The organism is Burkholderia sp. WP9 (assembly GCF_900104795.1).
Taxonomy (GTDB): Bacteria; Pseudomonadota; Gammaproteobacteria; order Burkholderiales; family Burkholderiaceae; genus Paraburkholderia.
Genome location: NZ_FNTG01000001.1, coordinates 574,501 through 595,365, shown reverse-complemented (window position 1 = coordinate 595,365; position 20,865 = coordinate 574,501). Strand labels below are relative to the sequence as shown.

Genomic DNA, 20,865 nt, shown 5'->3' with positions numbered 1-20,865 from the left:
ACTCATTTTACTGCAACGCAGTAAGTGGACGCAGAGCTATCTCGCGCAACCGCCGACCGGAGGCAGTTCCTATGCGGGGCGTTCCGAAGGAAGCGCCCTTTGCGATTCCTCGGCCTTTCGAGGACGCTACGCGCAGAACCCTTCTATCAGCGCGGCCACCTGCTCCGGCTGGTCGTGGTGAACCATGTGCCCTGCTTCGTCGATGATCTTCTCGCGCCAGTTCGGGAACGCCTGAAAGCGCGCCTTGAACTCGTCGAGCGGAATTTCGCCGGCGATCTGCGCAAGCGTCGGCGAGTTGGCGGCTTCCACGTGCAGCACCCTGGCGCTCACCTTGCGCCACGTCGCCATCACTTCGTCGAGACGGTACAGCGCGGGGCCGCGCAGTTTGTGCGCTGGGTCGGCGAGCAGCATGAAGCGCCCTTCGCCATCCGGCTTCGACCAATGCTGCGCGAGAAACTGCGCGCGCTGCGGATCGAGGCGCGGATTGGTCTTGATGAGACGCGCGGCGACGTCCTCGAGCGACGCGTAGCGCTTCAGCTGCGGCGGATCGCGCAATTCGTCGAGCCAGTTGCGCAGACGTTTGGGCGCCTGCGCCGCGTGCGAAGGCGCGAGGCCGAACCCTTCGAGGTCGACCACGCGCCGCACCCGCTCCGGCCGCACGCCCGCATACACGCAGGCAATGTTGGCGCCCATGCTGTGGCCGACCAGATTCACTTCGCCGGTCGGCGCATAGTGGTCGAGCAAGGCGTCGAGATCGGCCAGATAGTCCTGGATCCAGTAATTGCCGCCGCCGCGCTCCGCCACCGGCCAGTCCGACAGGCCGAAACCGCGCATGTCCGGCGCCAGCACCTGCCACTCGCCGCCCAACGCGTCGACGACGAACTGGAACGAGGCCGCGACGTCCATCCAGCCGTGCAGCATGAACAGCATCGGCGCATCCGGGTTGCCCCAGCGGCGCACATGCAGACGGATGCCGCGCACGGCGACGAATTCAGACCGGGAAGAGTTCATGAACGGCACGTCCAAAAAAGAATGGTCGTTCGATTATAACGAGATAGGCCGGCAACGCGCGGCGCCGGATTGCGAAGGAAACCTCAGTCGGCGGCCGACGGCGGCACCGCCTGCGGAGCGTCGAGGCCCGCGAGGGCTGTCAGCTCGGCCAGTTCCGCTTCGTCGAAGCCGGCCTCGCGGCGCGCCTCGAAATTGAACGGACCACGTAATTTCGGTGCGTGATACTGGTCGGCAAGACGCGTGTACGAGTCATGAGGGTCGAATCCGCTGGCGTCGCACAGGTGCCGGAACCAGCGGTTGCCGATCAGCACGTGGCCGATTTCGTCGCGCAGGATCACGTCGAGAATTGCCGCCGATGCCTGATCGCCCGCCTGCAACAGGCGCGCTCGAATCGGCGGCGAGGCGTCGAGGCCGCGCGCCTCGAGTGTGCGCGGCACCAACGCCATGCGCGCCAGCACGTCGCCGCGCGTGCGCTCGCACATGTCCCACAAGCCGTCGTGGGCCGGGAAGTCGCCGTAGACGTGGCCGTACTGCGCGAGGCGCGCGGCCAGCAGCGAGAAGTGATAGGCCTCTTCGGCGGCGACTTTGAGCCAGTCTGTGTAGAACGCCGCGGGCATGCCGGCAAAGCGCCAGACCGCGTCGAGCGCGAGATTGATGGCGTTGAATTCGATGTGCGCGAGCGCATGCAGCAGAACCGCGCGCCCTTGCGGCGATTGCATGCTGCGCCGCTTCAACTGGCGCGGATCGACCAGTTCGGGCCGCGCGGGACGGCCCGGCAGACCGGCCGGTTCGACGAGTTCGAGGTCTGCGGCGCACACCATGCCGCCTTCGAGTACCGCCGCGTAGAGCCCTCGGGCCGCGGCGGCCTTGGCGGCCGGATCGGCTTCGCACAATGCGTGGAGCGCGGCGGCGCGCGCGCAATGCGCTTGCCGTCCGGAATCGGCGACGGATGAATCAGACGGAGCGGACGGAGCGGACGGAGCGGACGGAGCGGCAGACATCATGGCAAGCGGATCGACAAAGGAAACAGCAAAAAGAGCCGAAGGCGCGGAGGCCAGGGAAACGGCAGGACGAGCCGCGGCCGATACATCGACCCGCGGCCTTCAAAGCACGAGCCGCGGCACGACCACGCATCCGGCAGCCCCAGGAGCGAAGCGGCGTATCGCGCCGCCGTATCAAGCGGCTCAAGCACACAACCGTTTACAATACTCGATTCGACGACCATCCAACGTGGCCAAAGCCTTGGCGTGGCGGCACAGCCCGGCGGCGCAAGACATGCCGGCCTGTTTCGCGCCCTATTCCGCGCACGTAGCGACCGATCAAGAGGAGACACTGTGACCATTTACAAGCTTGGCGATGCCGCCCCGACCATCCATGAAAGCGTGTTCGTAGCGGATTCAGCGAGCATTATCGGCAACGTGACGCTCGAAGAGAACGCCAGCGTCTGGTTCGGCGCGACGATTCGCGGCGACAACGAGCCCATCACCATCGGCACGGGTAGCAACGTGCAGGAAAACGCCGTGCTGCACACTGACCCCGGTTTTCCGCTGACGATCGAGCCGAACGTCACGATCGGCCACCAGGTCATGCTGCACGGCTGCACGATCAAGGAAGGTTCGCTGATCGGAATTCAGGCCGTGGTCTTGAATGGTGCGGTGATCGGCCGCAACTGTCTGGTCGGAGCGGGCGCCATCGTCACCGAAGGCAAAGTGTTTCCCGACAATTCGCTGATTCTCGGCGCGCCCGCCAAGGTGGTGCGCGAACTGACCGAGAAGGATATCGCCAACATGCAGCGCGGCGCGGCAACCTATGCCGAGCGCCGCGAATATTACAAGGCGCAGCTCGTGCGCATCGGCTAGCCAGCCGGTGCGCACGGCGCGCACGACGCGGCATCACGCTGCGTCATTTGACCGAGGAAAAGTTGTGAGCGACCAGTTGCAAAAATTCATGTTCAGCGCGGCGCCGGTGCGCGGCGAGATCGTTTCGCTGCGCAATACGTGGCAGGAAGTCCTGACACGCCGCGATTATCCGGCGCCGGTGCGCACGGTGCTGGGCGAAATGATGGCCGCGTGCGCGCTTCTGTCGGCGAACCTCAAGTTCGACGGCACGCTCATCATGCAGATTTTCGGCGACGGCCCGGTCAAGATGCTGGTGGTGCAGTGCGGCTCCGATCTGTCGATGCGCGCCACCGCCAAGCTGTCAGGCGAAGCGGCCAATGTGATCGGCGAGACGACCAGCATGGTCGACCTGTTGAACGCGAGCGGCCACGGCCGTTGCGTGATCACGCTCGATCCGGCCGACAAGCAGCCCGGTCAGCAACCGTATCAAAGTATCGTGCCGCTCTCGGGCGTGGACGGGCCGCTCAACTCGATGTCCGAAGTGCTCGAGCATTACATGCACCACTCGGAGCAGCTCGACACGCGTCTATGGCTCGCGGCGAACACCGAGCGTGCCGTCGGCATGTTGCTGCAAAAACTGCCGGGAGACGGCGGCATCGTCCCGCATCCGGGCGATCTGGACGCGGACACGTGGGAACGCGTCTGCACGCTGGGCGGCACGATGTCGCAAGACGAGTTGCTGAAGGAAGAACCGGAAACGATTTTCCGGCGCCTGTTCTGGCAGGAGAACGTTCAGCATTTCGAACCGGCAAAGACGCGCTTCGAGTGCACGTGTTCGCGCGAAAAGGTCGGCGGCATGCTGAAGATGCTGGGCCGCGAAGAGGTGGACGGCGTACTCGAAGAGCGCGGTCACGTGGAGATTCATTGCGAGTTCTGCAACCAGCGTTACGAGTTCGATCCGGTCGATGTCGCGCAACTTTTTGTCGCCGAGGCGCTCTCACAAGGAGTGACGCCCGCGGCTGAACAGCGGCACTGAACGGCCCGCCGGCGCGCGGGCTCCATGCACGCCGAACGCCGGTCCGTCACGCTTGTGTCACGGCAGACAATACCGTGTCGCCCGCTGCATTTTCAGGGCTCGGGCGGCACAGCATCGTCGAATATTGCGTTGAATCATTGGCGGGGCCAGGCGGCGCATGATTTGCTTAGGCATCCGACCGATGGAGATCGAACATGAACCACCCTGCTTCGTTGATGCCGCTGCTGCGTCACGCACGCGCGGCCGCCGTGCTGGCTATCGTCGTCGGCAGTAGCGTGCTGGCCGGCTGCATGATGGACCCGCCGGGGCCGTCGCCGATCTATAGCCGCCTGCCCGCCGACCAGTCGGGCATGGCCGGCACCGCCCAACCGCTGACACCCGCAGAGCGCCAGCGCTATGACGCGATCGACCAGCAGGTCATGGCCGAGCAGAATCAGGCGATTGCCGCCGAAAACGCGGCGCAAGCCTGGTCGCGTTACTACACGCCGCCAGTCAGTGTGTACGGCAGCTACTACGGTGGTGGTTGGGGGCACGGCTGGGGTACGGGAATTGGCGTCGGTTACGGGCCGTACTGGGGTTGGTGAGCGGCGGCAAGCTCACGCGGCGCGAGAATCCGGCCCGACGAGCGAGCATAAAGAAAAAGGCACGGTACTCGCCGTGCCTTTTTTACGTCTCTCGTATTGCGCCCTTGAGCCGCGACGAAGCTCAGTGCGCAGGCTTCTTCTCGTTCGCAGCACCTTTGCCGCCGTGCTTGCGATCCGGCTTCGCGCGCGATTCCGGATTCGGCACCACATGCAGCGGCGCCGCCGACATCTCACCGCGCGTGGATGTGGTCACCGATGGCGTGTTCGCCGTCGGCAACGGCGCATTCGGCGATACGAACTGCACGAACACTTCGCCGTCCTTCACCATGCCCATTTCATAGCGCGCCCGCTCTTCGACCGCGGCCGTGCCGTTCTGCAAATCCTGCACTTCACCTTGAATGCGCTCGTTACGCAGCTTCGAGTCGGCATTCTTTTGCACCTGCTGCGCCAGTTGCTGCTGCAACTCGTGGACGCGCAGCCAGCCGCCATGCCCCCACCAGAGCGGGTACTGGATCAGCGCCAGTAGAACGATCAGGACAGCAGTGACAAGCCGCATGAAGTAAGCACAATAAATACACGCCGCCCTGCGCTATACGCAGGGCGGCGGGGTCAATCAGAAACGAAGGATAACCGGCTCATCGGTCGGCGCCAGCACAACAGCCATTAGCGCAGATTGTAGAACGCCGACTTGCCCGGGTAGCTGGCGATATCACCGAGGTCTTCTTCGATGCGCAGCAACTGGTTGTACTTCGAGATGCGGTCCGAGCGCGACAGCGAACCCGTCTTGATCTGACCGGCGTTCAGGCCGACTGCGATATCCGCAATCGTCGAATCTTCGGTTTCGCCCGAGCGGTGCGAGATCACGGCCGTGTAGCCCGCGCGCTTGGCCATTTCGATCGCCGCGAAGGTTTCCGTCAGCGTGCCGATCTGGTTGATCTTGATCAGGATCGAGTTGGCGATGCCCTTCTCGATGCCTTCCTTCAGGATGCGCGTGTTGGTGACGAACAGGTCGTCGCCCACGAGCTGAACCTTCTTGCCGAGCTTGTCGGTCAGAGTCTTCCAGCCGGCCCAGTCGCTTTCGTGCATGCCGTCTTCGATCGAGACGATCGGGAATTTGTCGGCCAGGTTCGCGAGGTAATCCGCGAATTCCGTCGAGGACAGTTGCAGGCCTTCACCAGCCAGCTGGTACTTGCCGTCGTGGTAGAACTCGCTCGCTGCGCAGTCGAGCGCGAGCAGCACGTCTTCACCGGCGCGGTAGCCTGCTTTCTCGATGGCTTGCAGGATAGTCGACAGGCATTCGTCGTTGCTGCCGAAGTTCGGCGCGAAGCCGCCTTCGTCGCCCACTGCCGTGCTCATGCCGCGATCCGACAGGATCTTCTTCAGCGCGTGGAACACCTCGGCGCCGCAGCGCAGTGCTTCGCGGAAGGTCGGCTGGCTGACCGGCACGATCATGAATTCCTGGATGTCCAGGCTGTTGTTGGCGTGCGCGCCGCCGTTGACGATGTTCATCATCGGCACCGGCAGTTGCATCGCGCCCGAGCCGCCGAAGTAGCGGTACAGCGGCAGGCCGGCTTCTTCAGCAGCGGCTTTGGCGACGGCCATCGAGACAGCCAGCATCGCGTTCGCGCCGAGGCGCGACTTGTTGTCGGTGCCGTCGAGCTCCAGCAGCGTCTTGTCGAGGAACGCCTGCTCGGAAGCGTCCAGACCCATGATCGCTTCGGAGATTTCGGTGTTGATGTGCTCGACGGCCTTCAGCACGCCCTTGCCGCCGTAACGGCCGGCTTCGCCGTCGCGCAGTTCGATCGCTTCGCGCGAACCCGTCGACGCACCCGACGGCACCGCAGCGCGGCCCATCGTGCCCGACTCGAGCAGCACGTCGCATTCGACGGTGGGGTTGCCTCGCGAATCGAGAATCTCTCGACCGATGATATCTACGATAGCACTCATGGTTTCCTCAAGAAATGACGTTGAATTCTTTACTGTGACACTGTATCTGGCGCAGACCGGTCTCCCCGGCAAACTGCTTGCGCGCCGATACGTTCGACGACCATTGCGTGCATTCGCCGCGTGCCGATTGTGCAATCCGATCGTGACACGCGGTGAATGCCTGAATCAGTTGAAATCGCTTTCGAGGAACGGCGCGCGCTTGACGGCCTGATCGAGCGTAACCAGCGTCTCGAGCAGATCGGCCATGCGATGAAGCGGCACCGCGTTCGGACCGTCCGATTTGGCTTCGGCCGGATTCGGGTGAGTCTCCATGAAGAGTCCCGACACGCCCACCGCCACCGCGGCACGTGCGAGCACCGGCACGAACTCACGCTGACCACCCGAGCTCGTGCCCTGCCCGCCCGGCAACTGCACCGAGTGAGTGGCGTCGAACACGACCGGCGCGTTGGTTTCGCGCATGATCGCGAGCGAGCGCATGTCCGACACGAGATTGTTATAGCCAAACGACACGCCGCGCTCACACGCCATGAAACGGTCTTCCGACAGACCCGCTTCACGCGCGGCATCGCGCGCCTTGTCGATCACGTTCTTCATGTCGTGCGGGGCGAGAAACTGGCCTTTCTTGATGTTGACCGGTTTGCCCGAACGCGCGCAAGCGTGGATGAAGTCCGTTTGACGGCACAGGAAAGCCGGCGTTTGAAGCACGTCGACCACCGAGGCGACCTGCTCGATCTCGTGCTCGGCGTGAACATCGGTCAGCACGGGTAGACCGAGTTGACGCTTCACTTCGGACAGGATGCGCAAACCTTCGTCCATGCCCAGACCGCGGAACGACTTGCCGCTGCTGCGGTTGGCCTTGTCGTACGACGATTTGTAGATGAACGGAATATTCAGCTTCGCGCAGATTTCCTTCAGCCGGCCGGCTGTGTCGATCGTCATCTGTTCGGATTCGACGACACAGGTGCCTGCGATCAGGAAAAACGGCTTGTCGAGCCCGATTTCGAAATCGCCCAGTTTCATGCTTTCTCCCCGACTGCGGTCGCCGTGCTTGCCTCGTGGTGCGCGAGCGCTGCTTCGACGAACGACTTGAACAACGGATGGCCGTCACGCGGCGTGGACGTGAATTCCGGGTGGAATTGCACGCCGACGAACCACGGGTGCATGCTGCGCGGCAATTCCATCATTTCCGGCAGATCTTCACTCGGGGTACGGGCGCTGATGATAAGGCCGCCCGCTTCGAGTTGGGGCACGAAGCGGTTATTGACTTCATAACGGTGGCGATGGCGCTCGTTCACGTCCTTGCCATAGATCTCTTCGGCCATCGTGCCGGGCTTGATCGGGCAGCGTTGCGAGCCGAGGCGCATCGTGCCGCCCAGATCCGACTCTTCCGTGCGCTTCTCGACGCGGCCTTCGCGGTCGTACCATTCGGTGATCAGCGCGACCACGCGGTTCGGCGTTTCCTGATCGAACTCGGTGCTGTTCGCGTCTTTCAGACCCACCACGTCGCGGGCGAATTCGATCACGGCGAGCTGCATGCCGAGGCAGATGCCGAGATACGGCACCTTCGCTTCACGCGCATAACGGATCGCGGCGATCTTGCCTTCGGTGCCGCGACGGCCGAAGCCGCCCGGCACGAGGACCGCGTCCAGATGCTTGAGGCTTTCGACGCCTTGCGTCTCGATTTCTTCCGAGTCGATGTATTCGATGTTGACCTTGGTCGACGTATGCATCGACGCATGGCGCAGCGCTTCGATCAGCGACTTGTACGACTCGGTCAGATCGACATACTTGCCGACCATGCCGATCGTGACTTCATTCTTCGGATGCTGCAGCTTCTCGACCAGATCGGACCACATGGACAGATCGGCCGGCTTCGGCGTGAGCTTGAGCTCTTCGCAGATGATCGCGTCGAGGCCCTGATCGTGCAGCATCTGCGGAATCTTGTAGATGCTGTCCGCGTCCCACACGGAGATCACGGCGTCTTCCGGCACGTTCGAGAACATGGAGATCTTCGCGCGCTCGTCGTCCGGAATGCGGCGGTCGGCACGGCACAGCAGCACGTGCGGCGAGATACCGATTTCGCGCAGCTTCTGCACGCTGTGCTGCGTGGGCTTGGTCTTCAGTTCGCCGGCCGTGGCGACCCAGGGCACCAGCGTGAGGTGCACGAAGCACGCGCTGTTGCGGCCCATGCGCAGGCTCATCTGACGCGCGGCCTCGAGGAACGGCAGCGATTCGATATCGCCCACGGTGCCGCCCACTTCGACGATGGCGACGTCCGGCTCACCGCACGTTGCGGAAGCCGCACCGCGTTCGATGAACGCCTGGATTTCGTTCGTGATGTGCGGGATGACCTGCACCGTCTTGCCGAGATAATCGCCGCGGCGTTCCTTGCGGATCACCGATTCGTAAATCTGGCCCGTGGTGAAGTTATTGGCCTTGCGCATCTTCGTGCTGATGAAGCGCTCATAGTGGCCGAGGTCGAGGTCGGTCTCCGCTCCGTCTTCCGTCACGAACACTTCGCCGTGTTGAAACGGGCTCATCGTGCCGGGGTCGACATTGATGTAGGGATCGAGCTTGAGGAGGGTGACTTTAAGACCGCGCGATTCGAGGATCGCGGCGAGGGAAGCGGCGGCAATACCCTTGCCGAGGGAAGATACTACGCCGCCGGTGACGAAAACATATTTGGTCATCGCTGGATGCTCGCGGGAAAAACGGATTATACCGTAAAGCAGGGTCTCAACCCAGCAAAATCCGAGCAATGTCTGCGCGCGCATATGCCACCGCGGCGGCCGTCGCCGCAGGTCGATCATGCACCTTTTTTTGCGGCGCATGCACGGCGGCCATGCGCCGCACTCAACGCGGCGTCAGGCGCGCCGCTCCAGTTCATGCAACATGCGTTGCACCGCGCGCGCGGTTTCGAGCGGTTTTTCCATCGGGTACAGATGACTGCCCTCGATCCATTCCACATGACCGCCGGTCGCACGGCGGGTGGCCGCGAGACCGGCCTGGCGAATTTCCTTCGAACGCGTGCCGGCGATGAAACCCACCGGCACCGGTGCGCCCCGGGCGAGCCGCGAGCCGAGCGTATGCGGCAAGGTTCTATAGATCTGATACTCGGTGCGGCGATCGAACGCCAGCGAACGCGAGCCGTCCGGCGAAGTTTGCGGAATCCCGAAGTCGATGTAGTCGGAGAGCATGCGCTCATCCCAGCGCGCGAATGCCGGCTTCGAATGGAAATGCCGCCACGCTTCGTCGCGGCTCGCCCACTGGGTGCGGCGCGTACGGGTGGCGGCCGCGGGCGAGAGCCGCTCGTCGAGCCCGGTCCATTGCGACACCCGCAGCATGCTGCTGCGCCAGCCGGCGATCACCGGCGAATCGAGCATCACGACCCCTCTCACCCACTGCGGCTTTTTCAGCGCGGCCATCAGCGACAGATAGCCGCCGAGCGAATGCCCCACCAGCCACACCGGGTGTTCGTACGTTCTGCCGATGTCGTCGAGCAACTGCTCGACCAGATGCGGCCAGTCCTGCGTCACCGGAAAGCGCGCGTCGTGACCGATCCGCTCGATGGAGCGCAGTTCATAGTCGTCGGCGAGTTCGGCGAAGATCGTCCGGTAGGTCGACGCCGGAAAGCCGTTCGCGTGCGAGAAGTGGATGATGTTTTTCAACTGCGGCTATCTCCGTTCTGTTTTTTGCGCGCGGGGCTTCCGTGCGCGCTTGCGCGCAGGCGCTTTGCCCAGCAGCGCGTTTCTTGTGCGGTCCTGCTGCGTTTCGTCCATCCATGCCGGCCGGCATTTCGCCGACAAGCCTGCTAGCGATCCATCCAGTAGCGGCGCTGCGTGTCGCGATAACGCTCGAGCGTGAGCCCCGCACTTTCGCTCGTGGCGCGAGGATTCGACCCGGCGCCCGGGTTCACCTCGACCCGCACCGCACCGTCCGTATCGCTGCGGCCAAGTTCGATCTGCCGTGCCTTGTAGCGCTCGAACACACCCGCACTCGGATGATGAAAACGGTTGCGATAGCCTACCTGAAATAGCGCGACGAGCGGGTCGATAGAGTCGAGGAACGGCTCGATCGACGAGGTCTTGCTGCCGTGATGCGGCACGACCAGCACCTGAGCCTGCAATGCGCCGCGATCACGCGCGAGCAGAACACGTTCCACGGGCGCCTCGATATCCGCCGTGAGCAAGGCGGTCATGACCGGCGGCGTTGTTTGAACGGGTTGAACGCCCGCGGTCGGCTGACCGGTGGCGGGCGGCAACGTGCTGACCCGCAGCACGCAGCAATGCGCGTTCGGCTTGCCTTGCAGCGGACCGGCGTCGGGCCAGAGCATCGTGAACTCGACGCCGTCCCACTGCCAGCGCTGCCCAGCCGCGCAGGGCAGCGTGTCGGCGCCGTGCCGGCGCGCGTTCGACCACAGCGCATTCGACGGCGCCAACGCCGCCACCATTTGATGCACCTCGATCGCGTCGAGAACAGCGGGCGCGCCGCCCGAATGATCGGAATCGGCGTGGCTGACGATCAGCGTATCGAGCGCGTTCACACCATGCGCCTGCAAGAACGGCACGACCACCCGCTCGCCCGCGTGAGTCGATTCCGGTCCCGGACCCGTATCGAACAGCAACGTGTGACGCGCCGTTTGCACCAGCACGGACGTACCTTGACCGACGTCCAGCGCCGTGAGGCGGAAGCTGCCGTGCGGTGGCCCGGACGGCGCCGGCATGACGAGCGGCAGCCACGTCAGCGGTGCGGCCCAGCGCAACGGCCAGCCGCGCGGCGCCAGACACCAGAGCACGCCGAGCGCGGCGGCGGCCAGCGTCCACGCATCCGGTTGCGGCAGGCGCCAGAGCGCCCAGGCGGGGCCCGACAGCCGCTGCAAGCCCGCGGCCAGGCACTCCAGCAAAGCATGCGCGACATGCCACGCGTAAGCGTCGAGCGGTGCGGGCAGCGCGACGCCCGCCAGTACCGACGGCGTCACCAGCAGGCTCACCCACGGAATCGCGAATGCATTCGCGAGCGGACCGATCAGCGGAATCTGCGCGAACCAGTAAACGGTGAGCGGCGCGAGCGCGACCGTCACGGCGAACTGCACCTGCGCCGCACTGCGCAGTCTTACGCCTGCACCGCGCACGCGGCGCGGCAATCCGGCACGCAGCCTCGATAGCCAGGACGGTGCCTCACCGTTCACGTTCGCATCGTCGTGGTGCTGTTCGTGGTCCTGCACTTGCGGGCGTCCCGACATGGCGAACAGGATTGCCGCGACCGCGCAGAAGGACAACCAGAATCCCGCCGACACGACCGCCCAGGGATCGATCAGCAGCACGAGCCCCAATGCCCAGGCAAGCACCGCGGACCGCGCCACATTGCGCCCGCTGACGAACGCGAGTGCGACCACAGCCGCCATCCATAGCGCGCGCTGCGCCGGCACATTGAAGCCGGCCAACGCGGCGTGCAGCGCGGCGAACAGCGCACCGCCCGTCATCGCGACGACTTGTGCGGGCAGCCGCAAGGGCCAGTCGCGGCCGATCCAACCGGAGCGCCGCCACAGCGCTCCCGCGAACCAGCCCGCGAGACCCGCGACGAAGCCAATGTGCAGTCCCGAAATCGCCACGAGATGACTCGTGCCCGTGCCGCGCATCAGCAGCCAGTCCGCGGCGCTGACTTCGTCCTGCGCGCCGATGGCGAGCGCCACGACGATCCCGCGGTGTGGCGCATCCCCGAGTACCGCGCCGATCCGCGCGCGCAGCGCCGCACGCCAGCGGTCCACCGTCACGCCGATCCCGCGTGCGTGGCCACGCAATCGCACCGCGCGAGCCGGCGCGCTCACGTAGCCGGTGGCCCGCACGTTGCGGGCGAGCAGATTGGCCTCGGCATCCCGCACGCCGAAGTTGGCGTTGCCATGCGGACGTTTGAGCCGGACGGTCAACTGCCAGCGTGCGCCGGGTTCGAGGATCGGCGGCGGCGCATCTTCGGCAATCCACGATAGCTGGATCACGCGCGGGAAATTGGCAATAGGCGCGTCGGCCGATTCGACGTCGAATAGAAAACGCGCGCCGTTTTCGTCGCGTGACGGCAAGCCTTTGATAGTGCCGGAGACTTCGATATCGCGACCTTCCCATGCAGTCGGCAAGCTCACCGCGAGGCGCATCTCCGCGCGCAGGGCGGCGTAGCCGAAGCCCGCGCACAACGCGGCGCACCACAGGGCGCCCCAACCGGCGACTGAACGCAAGCGCGGGGTAAAGCGGACGCGAGTTATGAGTGAAGCGAGCTTCGCGGCGCGAGCGTACGCGCCAAACGTAGGCGCGGCGGTTGGCGGCGGCGACGACGCCGACGCAGGAGCTAAACACTCCTTCGCGCCAGCAGCCAAACCGGCTGCCGCACCCACCGCCCCATGCCCCTCCACCAACCCCTCAGCCCCGCCCAACCCCCACACCGCCACGACAACCGCAGCGCACGCGACCATCACCAGCCCGCACATCGCCACCCAATCCGGCAGCGCCGCCTGCCGCTGCAGCCAGACCACTCCCAACGCAAACCCGCACCACCATGCCCGCATCCGCCCTCCGCCAGCAGACGCCGGACGACACAACGCCTACGCGCGGGCGTCAACGAACCCGCCGGGCGTGGGTGTCGCCCGGCGCGAACCACTCAGACCATCGAGTTCAATTATGCAGAGGAAAGTGCGAGCCGCGGCAGCGCGGCGAGCGCGTTAGCCGTTGTGCCTAGGGCGGCTTCATCGGCTGTCATGCCGCGCAGTTCCGCGAGGCCCGCGCCGATCGCCGGAATCTGCTCCGGCGAGTTGCGCTGCTTGTAGATCCAGGCCGGAGCGATGTCCGGCGCATCGGTCTCGACGACCAGTGCGTCGAACGGCAACTGTTCGGCGAGGCGGCGGATTTGCCGCGCCCGCTCGAACGTCAGATTGCCGCCGAAACCGAGATGCATGCCCTGGTCGATATACGCCTGAGCCTGCTGAAAACTGCCGTTGAATGCATGCGCAATGCCGCGGTGAATCTGATGCCGCCGCAGCCCCTTGATCACCTGATCCTGCGATTTGCGCACATGGCAGATCACCGGCAGATCGAATTCGCGTGCGAGTTGCAACTGAGCGTTGTAGAAGAACTGCTGGCGCGCGTCGTCGAGACCGTCGACGAAATAATCCAGCCCGATCTCACCGATACCGACAAACAGCGGATCGTCGAGACTCGCCTCGATTTCCATGCGCAACAAATCAAGATCGCTCTCTTGCGCCGACGGCGTGAACAACGGATGGATGCCGAGCGCATACGCGCCGCCGGCGACCCGGTGCGCCAGTTCGCGCACCGTGGCGAAGTTCTCGCGGCCGATCGCCGGAATCACGATCCGCCCCACGCCCGCGCGCTGCGCCGCCGCCGCGACTTGCGCGCGGTCGGCGTCGAATTCCGATGCATCGAGATGACAGTGCGTATCGATCCACATGGCGTGCCTCGCTAACGGCTCAGCCCAAGCTTTCGGTGTCCGGCAATCAGACCGGCACCACCGGCTCTTCGTGCAGCACCCCGTCGCGCAGCCGCATGATGCGGTCGCAACGTCCCGCCAGTTCCGGATCGTGCGTGACGATCACGAAGCTCGTTTCGAGCGTTTGCGACAGTTCGAGCATCAGGTTGAACACGGTGTCGGCGGTGCCGCCGTCGAGATTGCCGGTCGGTTCGTCGGCCAGCACGCAGGCGGGCTTCGTCACCAACGCGCGCGCAATCGCGACACGCTGACGCTCGCCGCCCGACAACTCGCCCGGACGATGCTTCGCGCGATGCCCCATGCCGACGCGCTCCAGCACCGCGAGCGCTTCGCGGCGCGACGCTTCGGTGGACATGCGGCGGATTCGCAGCGGCATCGCGACGTTATCGAGCGCGGAAAACTCGGGCAGCAGGTGGTGGAACTGATACACGAATCCCAGCGCGCGGTTACGCAGGTCGTTGCGCTCGCGCTCGGAGAGCCTGGTGAACGGTTTGCCCATGACGGAGACATGCCCGGCGCTCGGGTCGTCGAGGCCGCCGAGCACATGCAGCAGCGTGCTCTTGCCGGACCCCGACGCGCCGACGATCGCCAGCTTCTCGCCGCGCCGCACGTTCAGTTCCGCGTTGTTGAGCACCGTCACGTTCAGACCGCCCTGCACGAACGACTTGGAAATGCCGGTCGCTTCCAGCACATAGGGATGCAGCACGGTATCTGAAGAAGCCATGGATAGAGTAGCGGAACGGTCATTCATAGCGCAGTGCCTCCGCGGGACGGACTTTCGCACCACGCCAGCTCGGGTACAAGGTTGCCAGCGCCGACATCAGGAAGGCGATGATGCCGATCCGCGCGACGTCGGCCGGAATCAGTTCGGACGGCAATTCGCTGATGAAATACACCGACGGCGGCAGGAACTGCACGCCGAGCATGTGCTCGATCATGGGCACGAGCCACGGAATGCTCCACGCGATCAGGCAACCGAGCGCGACGCCGGTGGCCGTGCCGATAAAGCCGATCGTCACGCCCTGCACCACAAAGATCTTCATGATCGAGCCGGGCTGCGCGCCGAGCGTGCGCAGAATCGCGATGTCGGCCTGCTTGTTGGTCACCGTCATGACGAGCGACGAGACCAGATTGAACGCCGCCACCGCGATGATCAGCGTGAGGATGATGAACATCATGCGTTTTTCGATCTGCACCGCCGAGAACCAGGTCTTGTTCTGCTGCGTCCAGTCGCGAATGTACAGATCACCGGACAGCGTGCGCGCGAGCTGATGCGCGACTTCTGGCGCGCGCTGCATGTCGGTCAGGCGCAACCGCACGCCGGTCGGCGCGGGCAGCCGGAACAGCGCCTGCGCGTCCTTGATGTTGATCAGCGCGAGCGTGCTGTCGTATTCGTAATGCCCCGACTCGAAGATGCCGACCACCGTGAACTGCTTGAGCCGTGGCAGCATGCCGGCGGGCGTGATCGTGCCTTCCGGCGCGACCAGCGTGATCTTGTCGTTGACCGTGACGCCGAGACTGGTGGCGAGATCGGCGCCGAGCACGATGCCGAAATCGCCCGGCACCAGCGCGTTCAGACTGCCGCCTTTCATTTCCTTGCCGATATCGGACACCTGCGGCTCGAGCGACGGCTCGACGCCGCGCAGCGCCACCCCGCTCACCGCGTCCTGACGCGTGAGCAGCGCCTGCGCTTCGACATACGGCGCCGCGCCGATCACTTCCTTGTTCTGGCGGGCTTCCTGGGCGGTCAACTGCCAGTTGGGCATCGACCCGGTCGGCGAGAAAATTTCCACGTGCGCGAGCACCGACAGCATGCGGTCGCGCACCTCTTTCTGAAAACCGTTCATCACGGACAACACGACGATCAGCGCCGCGACGCCGAGCGCGATGCCCGACATCGAGACGAGCGCGATGAAGGAAATGAAGCCGTTACCGGTCGTGCGTTTGCCGGCGCGGGTGTAGCGCCAGCCAATCTGCCATTCGTAGGGAAATTTCAAGCGAATCCTTTTCTGCGTTTCTTCGGCTTTGTGCCGCGCACGAAGGCGTGAAGCGCCTGCCGTGCGGCCCGAGCGTCGTGATTATTGGTGTCGTTGCGCAGCGGATGGTTCCGGCATGACGCGCCATGCCCTTAGCAATGGGCGCGCCACCCCGATCCGCGGCGGTCTGGAAGACGCCCGCCGCCGCTGGCACCGCCACTGCCACCACCAATCAAGCGCGAAGTTTGCCATACAATGCCGCCGACTCGCGCAAAGGCAGTCGGCAGCGGAGCGCAGGCGCAATGACCGGCCCCGAAACGCACGCCCATTCCACCTACCGCAGGTTGTAACGCCCGCGCAGCTCATTGATGATGCCCGCGGCGGCGCTGTTGGCGACCCCGGCCACGTCGGCGTCCTTGCGGTCGCGGTGCAGATGGCTGATGTCCCAGTTGCAGCCGGTCTCGTCGTCCACGGTTTCGTGGAAACCGGTTGGAATCCAGCCGGCCGTGGCCGGATTGGCATCGAGCGCCTTGACGACCAGCGCCAGCAGTTCCTGTTCGGTTTTGAGTTCACGCGACATGACGGTCTCCATCGTCCTCTGCGCGGTGCCGCCGCGCGCGGCTGTTGCTCCACGCTTCAGGCCCGGGTCTGACCACGCCAGGCTGATACGGCGGCGAACGCATGGCCCGCCGCCGCGGCTTCAGCAAGCGGGAGCTGATGGACGGAATACTCGCACTCTTTGCCCTACAATGCGCAGCATCATGCTCGCCAACCGCCTCCATCTTCTCCTGCCCTTCGCGCTGCCCGCCGCAGCGGACGCCGCAACCGCCCTTCACGATATCCGCAGTCCCGCCCTCGACCGGCTGATTTCACGCGCGACGCTGGTGGAGCGCGTGATCGGCGAAGACTTTCAGCGCACGCTGCCGCACGAGCGCTGGGTCGCGCGCCAGTTCGGCGCGCTGCCGAGCGGCGCGGCCGCCGCCGACGAAGCGCCGCTCGCGCCCTACATGCTGCGCGCCGACGGCGGTGAACCCGGCAACGCGACATGGGCCTGCGTGCAGCCGGTGCATGTGCGCATCGCGCACGACCATCTGGTGCTCATCGATCCGGCCTCGCTCGATCTGTCCGATGCGGAAGCCGGCGCCCTGCTGGCGGTCGCGCGGCCGCTGATCGAGGAACTCGGCGTGCGTATCGAAGCGCCGCGGCCCGCGCGCTGGTATCTGTCGGGCGAAGGGTTCGGCACGTTGGCCGGCGCGTCGCCGTTGCGCGCGAGCGGGCGCAACATCGAAATCTGGCTGCCGCACGAGGCGCATTCCGGCGAGCGTTCGCGCGCCTGGATGAAGCTGCAGAACGAAGTGCAAATGGCATGGTTCGAACATCCGGTCAATGAAGCGCGCGAAGCGCGCGGCCTGCCGGCCGTCAACTCGATCTGGTTTCACGCGCAAGGCGCGGCGCAACCGGTGCGCAGCCCGTTTGCACGGGTGTTCTCCGACGCCGCCGCCACACGTGGCCTCGCGATGACCGCGGGCGTCGCGGCGGCTGCGCCGCCGGCGTCGTTTGCGGCGCTGCGGGCGGCGGGCGCGACGCGCGGCGCTGCGGATAACGCGCTGCGCGGCACGTCGGGCGGCGCGCCCGCGCTCAACGCCAACGCCAACTCGAATGCAAACACGGACACGAGCGGTTCCACGCTGGTCGAACTCGATCCGTTCTCCGCGCCCTACATCGAGCAGGATTGGGCGCGCTGGAACGACGCCTTCGCCGCCATGCAAACGGACTGGTTCGAACCGGCGCTCGCCGCGCTGCAATCCGGCGAGCTCGGCGAACTCGGCCTGACCTTGTGCGGCGACACGGGCTCGGTGACGCTCTCCGTTACGCGCGGCGATCTGCGCAAATTCTGGCGGCGGCGCGTGCTCGCCTCGCTGTTCATCGAATGAATGATCGAATGACCCAACGAATGATCCACGGCCTTTCCGAATGACTCGAATCGTTACGCGCACCTGCTCTCCCGTCGACGCTGAAATTCTCACCCGCCACGGCCTGCATCCGGTGCTCGCGCGCCTCTACGCGGCGCGCGGTGTGTGCATGCCCGACGAGATCGAAACGGGCCTCGCGCGGCTCGTGCCGCCGGTCGCGCTCAAAGGCTGCGAAGACGCCGCCGCCCTGCTCGCCGACGCGATCCAGAACCAGCGTCGCATGCTGGTGGTCGCCGACTACGACTGCGACGGCGCTACCGCCTGCGCGGTCGCCGTGCGCGGCCTGCGCATGTTCGGCGGCCGGATCGACTACCTGGTGCCGAACCGTTTCGAATACGGCTACGGCCTGACGCCGGAGATCGTCGCGCTGGCGGCGCGCAATCCGTCGGGCAAACCGGACTTGCTGATCACGGTGGATAACGGCATCGCCAGCGTGGACGGCGTGGAAGCGGCCAACGCGCTCGGCATCGACGTGCTGGTCACGGATCACCACCTGCCCGGCGACGAACTGCCGCCCGCCCGCGCGATCGTCAATCCGAACCAGCCGGGCTGCACGTTTCCGAGCAAGTGCATTGCGGGCGTCGGCGTGATGTTTTATGTGCTGCTCGCGTTGCGCGCGGAATTGCGCCGCCGTGGCGCGTTCAACGATAACTTCCCCGAACCGCGCCTCGACGGTCTGCTCGATCTGGTCGCGCTCGGCACGGTCGCGGACGTGGTCAAGCTCGACGGCAATAACCGCGTGCTGGTCGCGCAAGGGTTGCAGCGCATCCGCAAAGGCAAGATGCAGCCGGGCATCGCCGCGCTGTTTCGCGCAGCCGCGCGCGACGCCCGCAGCGCGTCGGGGTTCGACCTCGGCTTCGCGCTCGGGCCGCGCCTGAATGCGGCGGGCCGCCTGTCGGACATGTCGCTCGGAATCGAATGCCTGACGACCGACGACATCGGCCGCGCCTGGGACCTTGCGCAGCAACTCGACACGATGAACCGCGAGCGCCGCGAAATCGAAGCCGACATGCAGCAACAGGCGCTCGACGACCTCTCGGCGATCGACCCGGACGGCAGGACCACCATCACGCTCTTCAATCCCGACTGGCACCAGGGCGTGATCGGCATCGTCGCGGGACGGCTGAAGGAGAAATTCCACCGGCCCTCGTTCACTTTCGCGCTCGCCGACGACAGCGGCCAGACCGTCAAAGGCTCCGGCCGCTCCATTGCGGGCTTCCATCTGCGCGACGCGCTCGACCTGATCTCGAAGCGCGAGCCGGGCCTGATCGTGAAGTTCGGCGGCCACGCGATGGCCGCGGGCCTTACGCTCGCCGCCGCCGACGTGCCGCGCTTCACCGCCGCGTTCGAAGCGGTCGGCCGCGAATGGCTGTCCGAAGAGGCGCTCTCGCGCACGGTGGAAACCGACGGCGAGCTCGAAGACGCGTACTTCACGCCGCAATTCGTCGAAATGCTCGACGCCGCCGTGTGGGGCCAAGGTTTCCCGGCGCCGGTGTTTTCGGGCGAATTCGATATCGCGTCGCAGGCGCTGGTGAAGGACAAGCACCTGAAACTGCAACTCGTGCGCGGCCGCCAGCGCTTCAACGCGATCTGGTTCAACCACACGGACACGCTGCCCGCCCGCACCACGGTCGCCTACCGTCTCGCGAGCGATACGTGGAACGGCGTGTCGCGCGTGCAGTTGATCGTCGAGCACGCGGCGAGCTGAAGCTCGCGCAGCGCGCCGGGGTCCGGCGTCCTGAAAACGTCGAAAATCTCCACAAAATCAACCCCAAACACGCGCCGGATCGCTCAAGAGCCTCCGGCGCGCCGCGCCGATCGGCTATAATTTCGTCTTTTTACGAAGCTATAAAAGATCGACATGGAAGCGGAACGTCTCAACGCGATCGAAGCCTCACTGGCGGACCTGCGCACTCGCGCGGACTCGCTACGGGGGTATCTTTGACTACGACGACAAAGCACTGCGTCTAATCGAAGTCAACCGGGAACTCGAAGACCCGGACGTCTGGAACGACTCGAAGCACGCCCAGGCCCTCGGCCGGGAAAAAAAGCTGCTCGACGACACGGTCGGCAAACTCACGTCGCTCGATAACGACCTGCGCGACGCGCAGGACCTGTTCGACATGGCCCGCGAAGAAGACGACGAGGAAACCCTCCTCGCCTGCGAAGCCGACGCGCAAGGCATCGAACAGCGCGTGGCGGACATGGAATTCCGCCGCATGTTCGCGAACCCGGCCGATCCAAACAACGCGTTCCTGGACATCCAGGCCGGCGCCGGCGGCACCGAGGCGTGCGACTGGGCATCCATGCTGCTGCGCCAGTACCTGCGCTACTGCGAGCGCAAGGGCTTCAAGACCGAAGTGCTGGAACAGACCGACGGCGACGTCGCGGGCATCAAGAACGCCACGATCAAGATCGAAGGCGAATACGCGTACGGCTTTCTGCGCACCGAAACCGGCGTGCACCGCCTCGTGCGCAAGTCGCCGTTCGACTCGTCGGGCGGCCGTCACACGTCGTTCTCGTCGGTGTTCGTGTACCCGGAAATCGACGACTCGATCGAAGTGGACATCAATCCGGCCGATCTGCGGATCGACACGTACCGCGCGTCCGGCGCGGGCGGTCAGCACATCAACAAGACCGACTCCGCGGTGCGTATTACGCACATGCCGTCGGGCATCGTCGTGCAGTGTCAGAACGACCGTTCGCAGCACCGCAACCGTGCTGAAGCCATGGCCATGCTGAAATCGCGCCTGTACGAAGCGGAAATCCGCAAGCGTCAGGAAGAGCAGGACAAGCTCGAAGCCGGCAAGACCGACGTGGGCTGGGGTCATCAGATCCGCTCGTACGTGCTGGACAACAGCCGTATCAAGGATCTGCGCACCAACGTCGAAATCAGCAACACGAAGAGTGTGCTCGACGGCGACCTCGATCCGTTCATCAGCGCCAGCCTGAAACAGGGCGTCTAAGCGCAAACGGCGCGGCCTGAAAAAGCCGCGCCGCATCTTC

Annotated in this window: 18 protein-coding genes; 6 read left to right on the top strand and 12 right to left on the bottom strand. The window is 65.1% G+C overall.

All coding sequences use genetic code 11. The features are described 5' to 3' along the window. Positions 1-126: 126 nt before the first annotated feature. Positions 127-1,011, bottom strand: a complete 885-nt coding sequence (locus BLW71_RS02585) for an alpha/beta fold hydrolase (RefSeq protein WP_091800291.1) — start codon at positions 1,009-1,011, stop codon at positions 127-129. 83 nt (positions 1,012-1,094) lie between these two features. After that, the gene (locus tag BLW71_RS02580; protein WP_091792909.1) at positions 1,095-2,015 is read right to left on the bottom strand and encodes a ferritin-like domain-containing protein; all 921 of its coding nucleotides are present in this window, start codon (positions 2,013-2,015) and stop codon (positions 1,095-1,097) included. A 330-nt stretch (positions 2,016-2,345) separates the two neighbouring features. On the opposite strand from BLW71_RS02580, the gene BLW71_RS02575 reads away from it, so the two are divergent. The 3 genes from BLW71_RS02575 (at position 2,346) to BLW71_RS02565 (ending at position 4,469) form a co-directional block, all read left to right on the top strand. Further along, positions 2,346-2,870 (top strand): gamma carbonic anhydrase family protein, encoded by a 525-nt coding sequence (locus tag BLW71_RS02575; protein ID WP_091792908.1) that lies wholly within the window; start codon positions 2,346-2,348, stop codon positions 2,868-2,870. Between the two features lie 64 nt (positions 2,871-2,934). Then, complete coding sequence (gene hslO / locus BLW71_RS02570; protein WP_091792907.1) at positions 2,935-3,885, top strand: Hsp33 family molecular chaperone HslO; 951 nt, start codon at positions 2,935-2,937, stop codon at positions 3,883-3,885. A gap of 194 nt (positions 3,886-4,079) precedes the next feature. Then, complete coding sequence (locus BLW71_RS02565; protein WP_091792906.1) at positions 4,080-4,469, top strand: hypothetical protein; 390 nt, start codon at positions 4,080-4,082, stop codon at positions 4,467-4,469. Between the two features lie 121 nt (positions 4,470-4,590). On the opposite strand, the gene ftsB is transcribed toward BLW71_RS02565, so the two are convergent. The 10 genes from ftsB to BLW71_RS02515 form a co-directional block, all read right to left on the bottom strand. Continuing rightward, positions 4,591-5,025, bottom strand: coding sequence for a cell division protein FtsB (gene ftsB, locus BLW71_RS02560; RefSeq protein WP_091792905.1), 435 nt, complete (start codon positions 5,023-5,025; stop codon positions 4,591-4,593). Positions 5,026-5,132: 107 nt separating this feature from the next. Continuing rightward, on the bottom strand, positions 5,133-6,416 hold the full coding sequence (gene eno / locus BLW71_RS02555) for a phosphopyruvate hydratase (RefSeq protein ID WP_042322785.1): 1,284 nt from the start codon (positions 6,414-6,416) through the stop codon (positions 5,133-5,135). A gap of 165 nt (positions 6,417-6,581) precedes the next feature. Further along, positions 6,582-7,436 carry a 3-deoxy-8-phosphooctulonate synthase gene (gene kdsA, locus BLW71_RS02550; protein WP_091792904.1) on the bottom strand — a complete coding sequence of 285 codons (855 nt, stop codon included), beginning with the start codon at positions 7,434-7,436 and terminating at the stop codon, positions 6,582-6,584. Further along, positions 7,433-9,106 carry a CTP synthase gene (gene pyrG, locus BLW71_RS02545; RefSeq protein ID WP_091792903.1) on the bottom strand — a complete coding sequence of 558 codons (1,674 nt, stop codon included), beginning with the start codon at positions 9,104-9,106 and terminating at the stop codon, positions 7,433-7,435. Before pyrG ends, kdsA begins: the two co-directional genes overlap by 4 nt. Before the next feature lie 174 nt (positions 9,107-9,280). Continuing rightward, complete coding sequence (locus BLW71_RS02540; protein WP_091792902.1) at positions 9,281-10,084, bottom strand: alpha/beta fold hydrolase; 804 nt, start codon at positions 10,082-10,084, stop codon at positions 9,281-9,283. Positions 10,085-10,227: 143 nt separating this feature from the next. Further along, positions 10,228-12,972, bottom strand: a complete 2,745-nt coding sequence (locus BLW71_RS02535; RefSeq protein ID WP_091792901.1) for a DNA internalization-related competence protein ComEC/Rec2 — start codon at positions 12,970-12,972, stop codon at positions 10,228-10,230. Between the two features lie 110 nt (positions 12,973-13,082). After that, entirely contained in the window at positions 13,083-13,871 is a 789-nt protein-coding gene (locus BLW71_RS02530) for a TatD family hydrolase (protein ID WP_091792900.1), read from the bottom strand. A gap of 46 nt (positions 13,872-13,917) precedes the next feature. Further along, on the bottom strand, positions 13,918-14,661 hold the full coding sequence (gene lolD / locus BLW71_RS02525; RefSeq protein WP_091792899.1) for a lipoprotein-releasing ABC transporter ATP-binding protein LolD: 744 nt from the start codon (positions 14,659-14,661) through the stop codon (positions 13,918-13,920). Beyond that, the gene (locus BLW71_RS02520; protein WP_091792898.1) at positions 14,654-15,907 is read right to left on the bottom strand and encodes a lipoprotein-releasing ABC transporter permease subunit; all 1,254 of its coding nucleotides are present in this window, start codon (positions 15,905-15,907) and stop codon (positions 14,654-14,656) included. Before BLW71_RS02520 ends, lolD begins: the two co-directional genes overlap by 8 nt. 313 nt (positions 15,908-16,220) lie before the next feature. Next, on the bottom strand, positions 16,221-16,466 hold the full coding sequence (locus tag BLW71_RS02515; RefSeq protein ID WP_091792897.1) for a hypothetical protein: 246 nt from the start codon (positions 16,464-16,466) through the stop codon (positions 16,221-16,223). Positions 16,467-16,635: 169 nt separating this feature from the next. On the opposite strand from BLW71_RS02515, the gene BLW71_RS02510 reads away from it, so the two are divergent. The 3 genes from BLW71_RS02510 to prfB all read left to right on the top strand — a co-directional run bounded on the left by BLW71_RS02510 (position 16,636) and on the right by prfB (position 20,825). Beyond that, a complete protein-coding gene (locus BLW71_RS02510; protein ID WP_091792896.1) occupies positions 16,636-17,820 on the top strand; it encodes a regulator in 1,185 nt (394 codons plus the stop codon). A 40-nt stretch (positions 17,821-17,860) separates the two neighbouring features. Further along, on the top strand, positions 17,861-19,567 hold the full coding sequence (gene recJ, locus BLW71_RS02505; protein ID WP_091792895.1) for a single-stranded-DNA-specific exonuclease RecJ: 1,707 nt from the start codon (positions 17,861-17,863) through the stop codon (positions 19,565-19,567). 153 nt (positions 19,568-19,720) lie between these two features. Continuing rightward, a protein-coding gene (gene prfB / locus BLW71_RS02500) for a peptide chain release factor 2 (RefSeq protein ID WP_143048276.1) occupies positions 19,721-20,825 on the top strand; the annotation gives its coding sequence in 2 pieces (ribosomal slippage) (positions 19,721-19,801 and positions 19,803-20,825; 1,104 coding nt in all). Positions 20,826-20,865: the final 40 nt, after the last annotated feature.